Consider the following 5,389-nt stretch of genomic DNA (forward strand, 5'->3'; position numbering starts at 1 on the left):
CTCGCTGGCCGGCGCCGCTGCGGTCGCCGCCGGCCGCAACGACCCGCCACCGGTACGCCCCGAGCCGGTCGCGGTCACCGTCGGCGCGGCGGTCGAGCCGTTCCACGGCGTACACCAGTCCGGGATCACCACCGAGCCCCAGGCGCACGCGGCGTTCGTCGCCTTCACCCTGCGCCCCGGCACCGACCGGGCCGCCCTCGGCCGGATGCTACGGCTGCTCTCCGACGACGCCGCCCGGCTCACCCAGGGCCGGCCGGCGCTGGCCGACACCGAGCCCGAACTCGGGATGCTTCCCGCCCGGCTCACCGTGACCTTCGGCTTCGGCCCGGGTCTCTTCACCGCCGCCGGCCTCGACGACCGCCGCCCGCCCTCGGTCGCCGACCTGCCCGCGTTCCGCATCGACCGGCTGCAACCGCGCTGGTCCGGCGGGGACCTGCTGGTGCAGGTCTGCGCCGACGACCCGATCACCGTCGCGCACGCCCAGCGGGTGCTGGTCAAGGACAGCCGCCCGTTCGCCACCGTCCGCTGGGTCCAGCAGGGTTTCCGGCGGGCCGCCGGTGCCGAGCCGGGCCGGACCCAACGCAACCTGTTCGGTCAGCTCGACGGCACCGCCAACCCGAAGCCGGGCGCGCCGGTGGAGACTGCGGTCTGGGTGCCGGACGGCCCGGACTGGCTGCGGCACGGCACCACGCTCGTGGTGCGGCGCATCAGGATGGACCTGGAGACCTGGGACCTGCTCGGCCGCGTCGACCGGGAAATGGCCGTCGGCCGGCGACTGAACGACGGTGCCCCGCTGACCGGCGCGGACGAGCACGACGAGCCGGACTTCGCCGCCCTCGGCCCGGACGGGCTGACCGTGATGCCGGACTTCTCCCACGTCACCCGCGCACACGTCACCGACGACCGGTTCCGGATCCTCCGCCGCCCCTACAACTACGATGGAACACCGGCCGCCGACGGCACCGCCGACAGCGGACTGATCTTCGCCTCCTACCAGGCCGACATCGACCGCCAGTTCCTGCCCATCCAGCGGCGGCTCGCCGAGCGGGACCTGCTCAACGAGTGGGTCACCCCGATCGGTTCCGCCGTCTTCGCCGTCCCGCCGGGGTGCCCGGAGGACGGCTGGATCGGCCGGCAACTGCTCGACTGACGAGGAGAATCACCCGCATGTCCACCCGCCTCCGCCACCGGGTCACCGCCGCGCTGGCCGCCTCGCTGCTGGCCGCCACGGCGCTGCTGGCCACGCCCGTCTCCCCCGCGTACGCGCACAACGTGCTGACCAAGGCCACCCCGGCGCAGGACGCCGAGGTCAAGAAGGCGCCGACCAAGGTCACCCTGCAGTTCCTCCAGCGGCTGAACCCGGACTACACCACGATCACGCTCAGTGACGCGGACAAGGAGAAGGTGGCCACCAGCGAGCCGGAGGTGGACGGCACCAAGGGCACGGTCACCATCGACGAGCCGCTGGTCAACGGCGTCTACACGGTGGCGTACCGGATCGTCTCCGCCGACGGGCACCCGGTGCAGGGGTCGTACACGTTCACCGTGGCCGACCCGACCGCCACCGCCGAGCCGACCCCCAGCCCGACCCCGAGCCCCACGCCCAGCCCGGAGCCGACCGAGACCACCCCGTCGGCCGAGCCGACCGTCTCCACCAGTCCCGCCGCGAGCGGTGCCGACGACGACTCGACCCCGGTGGGGCTGTTGGTCGGCGCCGGGGTGCTGGTCATCCTGGCGGTCGGAGCGGCGGTGTTCCTGCTGCGCCGCCGTCGCACCGCCGGGCAGTGAGCCCGGCTCAGCGCAAGAGCACCGGCCCGGCGTCGATCCGGGTCCGGAACAACGCGTACGGCTTGCGGCGCAGGTCCTCGCCCCGGTGGTACACGGCCTGCCGGTGGAGTTGGTTGGCGGTCACGTAGAGATACCCGTCGACGGCCACCGACATGCTGTCCGGCCAGAGCAGGCGGGGATCGTGCACCACCGTCTCGTAGTCGCCGTCCCTGCGGCGGCGGAGCACCGCGTTGTGCTCGTACGACGTCAGGTAGATCCGCCCGGCGTCGTCGCTCTCCAGGCCGTCCGACCCGGTGCCCTTGTCGCCCTCGTGCCGGACGGTGGCGGCCACCTCGTCCTCGCCGAGCGAGACGTCCACCAGGGCGTCGGTGGACACGCTGTACCACTGGCGTGAGGCGAGCGCGCAAAAGTGGAGCCGGGTGCCGTCGGCGGAGATGGCGATGCCGTCCGAGCCGACGGTGACCGGTTTCGGTGGCCCCTGCGCCGGCCGCTCCAGGAACGGGCGGCCCTCCACCACCGGCCGGAAGCGGGACAGCGGCTCCGGTTTGGTGGACGGGTGCTCGTGCAGCCGCCGCCACGAGGCGCCGGTGTCGAGGTCCACGACGATGATCCCGTTCGCCCCGGCGACCGCCGAGTCGGTGACGTACGCGATCCCGGCGGCCCCGCGCCGCAGGTCGAACCGTACGTCGTTGAGGTAGGTGGTGGGCAGCGCCACGTCCGGCGGGAAAGTGATCACCTGGGCGACGGTGTCGGTGGTCAGGTCGACGCGGACGAGTTTGGGGCCGCCGGGCCGGGTGGGCTGGAACATCGGGCTGCCGGTGTCGAGCACCCAGAGCCGGTCGGCCGGGTCGACCACGATGCTCTGCACCGAGACGAACGCCCCCACGTCGTCGTCGCCGCCCGGCTGGTTCCACTCCGGATCCGGGTACGGCACCTCGGCACCGTCGCGCAGCTCGACCACCGTGGCGGGGACCTCGTCGCCCCAACGGGGGAAGGTGACGAAGATCCGGCCGGTGTGCGAGACGCTCACCCCGGTCGGCATCGGCCCGGTGAAGGTGTGGACGAGTTCCAGTTCGCCGACGGGCTCGCCCGGCACCGGTTGACTCATGCCCCGCTCCTGACTGTCGGTGCCGCTTCCCGTTCCCACCGCCGTGGGCGACAAACGCCGCGTCAGACAAACGGACTTATAGCCCATTAGGGTTTTTAGTCCTTAGATCGGCAGCCGAGCCGGGCACCGGCGGGTTTCCGGTGGTGACCGCCCGGGTGACCAACACCGACGGTCGGGCGCTGGCCATGACCGGCAGCCTGCGCCCTTCCGCGTTCACAGAGGGGCGAAAATGGCTGAACCAGACATTCGGAAAGGTCAGGACTCGGTGCTGCCCGGGGCCGACGTGGCCGGCGGTCGCGGGCCCGGCAGCCGGTCGACCGGACCGTACCCGGCCGCCTGAAGGGTGAACAGGTCGGCGTAACGGCCGGCGGCGGCCATCAGTTCGTCGTGGGTGCCGGCCTCGACCAGGCGACCGTGGTGCAGCACGAAGATCCGGTCGGCGTGCCGGACGTTGGCCAGCCGGTGCGTGATGAGGATCGTGGTCGCCCGCCCCTGCCGGTCGCGGATCGCCTGGAACAGTGCGTCCTCCGCTCTCGGGTCGAGCGCCGAGGAGGGCTCGTCCATCACCAGCAACTCCGCATCGCGCAGGAAACCACGGGCGGCGGTGATCCGCTGCCACTGACCGCCGGAGAGGTCCTGCCCGTTGGCGAAGGTCCGGTCGAGCAGCGTCTCGTAGCCGTACGGCAACTCGCGGATCATCTCGTCCGCGACCGCACGGGCCGCCGCCGCCTCGATCCGGTCCTGCCGGACCTCGCCCTCGATGTCGCCGATGGCGATGTTCGTGGCGGCGGTGAACGGCCACTTGTGGTACTCCTGCGTGACCACGGCGATCCGACCGCGCAGGCCGTCCCGGTCCCACTCGGTCAGCGCCCGCCCGTTCCACCGGATCGTTCCCTCGGTGGGGGTACGCAGGGAGGCGATCAACGCGGCGAGAGTGCTCTTGCCGGAACCGTTCTCCCCGACGAACGCCACGGTCTGCCCCGCCCGGACGGTCAGCGTCACCCCGTCGACGGCCAGGTCGTCCCGCTCCGGGTAGCGCAGGCTCACCCCGTCGACGGTCAACTCCCGCAACCGCTCCGGCGGCACGGCGTCCACCGCCTCCGGCAGGTACCCGGCGGCCCGCGTCATGAAGCCGGTGTAGTCGCGGAAGTGCTGACCCTCGGTGTAGACCCGGTCCATCTGGAAGGTCACCACGGAGAGCGAACGCTGCGCCGCCTGCACCGCGATCACACACGTCGCCGCGGCGGCGAGCGGGATCTGCCCGTCGATGAGCAAGAGGCCGAGCAGGACGTAGACCAGACCGGTGGCGACACCGCCGACGAGCGACCCCACCGTGGTGGTCGTGGTGACCCGGCGGGCCAACGCGAGCTGGATGTCGGTCTCCACCCCCATCACCCGGTCGTGCTGGTCGAGCAGGAACCGGCGCAGCCCGTACGAGCGCAGCTCCGGTGCCGAGTCCCGTTCGGCCATCAGCCGGTGCAGCAACCACATCCGCCGCCGCCGCACCGAGCCGGCGATGTAGGTCCGGTAGTGCAGGTGTCCGGCGCGCAGCGACGCCCAGGCGTTCGGCACCGTCGCGACCAGCAACGCCAGCAGCAACAACGGGTGGACCACCACCACGGCCACGGCCACCGCCACCACGCCGACGAACCCGGCGAGCAGGTTCATCGAGGCCGGCACCAGACTGACCGCCGAGTCGGTGCCCCTCGACGCCCGTTCCATGTCGTCGGCGAACGCGTCCGCGTCGAACGCCTCCAACCGGACCGCCGTGGTCACCTCGAACAGGCCCCGCTCCACCTCCCGGCTCACCCGGGGCGTCAGCCCGTTCAACGCGTACCCGGTGGCGATCGCCATGCCGGACCGCACTGCGGTCGCCGCCGCCAGCACCGCGAGCGCCGGCAGCGCCGCCACCACCTTGTCCCCGGTCGGCCCACCGGCGAACAGCTCCACCAGCACCCGCTGCGTCGCCAGCAGCCCGAACGCCGACATCACCCCCGCGCCGACCGTCGCCACGGCCACCACCGAGGTACGCAGCCGGTCCGCCCGCCAACTGATCCGCAGCGCCGCCCAGACCAGCTTGGGAAGTTCGGCGAAGACGGCGAACAGGCCGGCCTCCGTCCGGGCCCGCATCCCGGTCTCCCACCACATCGTCCGCAGCTCGGGCAGCACCGACTCGGTGGGCACCGGCGTGGAGCGCGGAGGGCGGACACGACGTCGGGTCGGGGTGACGGCCATGGGCGTACCTCCTGGGGCGGTGACGGCGCGGCGCCCCGTCGCGCGCCGGACGAGGACCACCGACTTCGTCGCTGAAGGCGTTCGGACCGCTACCTATGGTCACTGCGACGGTGTCGCCGGTCCAGCCCCTGTCGGCGTGCCGACCCACCCGCCATGTCGGCGGCGCGGCCTCCGGCCGGGGTCGACGACGCGGCACCGTCCGGCCGGATCACCGACGCGCGCTCGGCTCAGCCGTACTCCTCTCTCTAATACACATCT

Annotated in this window: 4 protein-coding genes; 2 read left to right on the forward strand and 2 right to left on the reverse strand. The window is 72.5% G+C overall.

Annotated elements, in window-relative coordinates:
• Together EYA84_RS25265 and EYA84_RS25270 are read left to right on the forward strand one after the other, a co-directional pair.
• Window positions 1-1,150 (forward strand): Dyp-type peroxidase (locus tag EYA84_RS25265; RefSeq protein ID WP_131055986.1); only part of this gene is annotated, 1,150 nt, incomplete at its 5' end.
• Window positions 1,151-1,167: 17 nt separating this feature from the next.
• Window positions 1,168-1,788, forward strand: a complete 621-nt coding sequence (locus EYA84_RS25270) for a copper resistance CopC family protein (protein WP_131055988.1) — start codon at window positions 1,168-1,170, stop codon at window positions 1,786-1,788.
• A 7-nt stretch (window positions 1,789-1,795) separates the two neighbouring features.
• Here the strand turns inward: EYA84_RS25270 and EYA84_RS25275 are convergent, their stop codons facing one another.
• Window positions 1,796-2,896: an L-dopachrome tautomerase-related protein gene (locus EYA84_RS25275; protein WP_131055990.1), complete on the reverse strand. Its 1,101-nt coding sequence runs from the start codon at window positions 2,894-2,896 to the stop codon at window positions 1,796-1,798.
• A gap of 255 nt (window positions 2,897-3,151) precedes the next feature.
• Window positions 3,152-5,131 carry an ABC transporter ATP-binding protein gene (locus EYA84_RS25280; RefSeq protein ID WP_131055992.1) on the reverse strand — a complete coding sequence of 660 codons (1,980 nt, stop codon included), beginning with the start codon at window positions 5,129-5,131 and terminating at the stop codon, window positions 3,152-3,154.
• Between the last annotated feature and the right edge of the window lie 258 nt (window positions 5,132-5,389).

The organism is Verrucosispora sp. SN26_14.1 (genome assembly GCF_004307965.1).
Classification (GTDB): Bacteria; Actinomycetota; Actinomycetes; order Mycobacteriales; family Micromonosporaceae; genus Micromonospora.

Coding starts and splice junctions, on each gene's coding strand:
- EYA84_RS25275 (WP_131055990.1), bottom strand. CDS start 2,896: ATGAGTCAACCGGTGCCGGGCGAGCCCGTCGGCGAACTGGAACTCGTC.
- EYA84_RS25280 (WP_131055992.1), bottom strand. CDS start 5,131: ATGGCCGTCACCCCGACCCGACGTCGTGTCCGCCCTCCGCGCTCCACG.
- EYA84_RS25270 (WP_131055988.1), top strand. CDS start 1,168: ATGTCCACCCGCCTCCGCCACCGGGTCACCGCCGCGCTGGCCGCCTCG.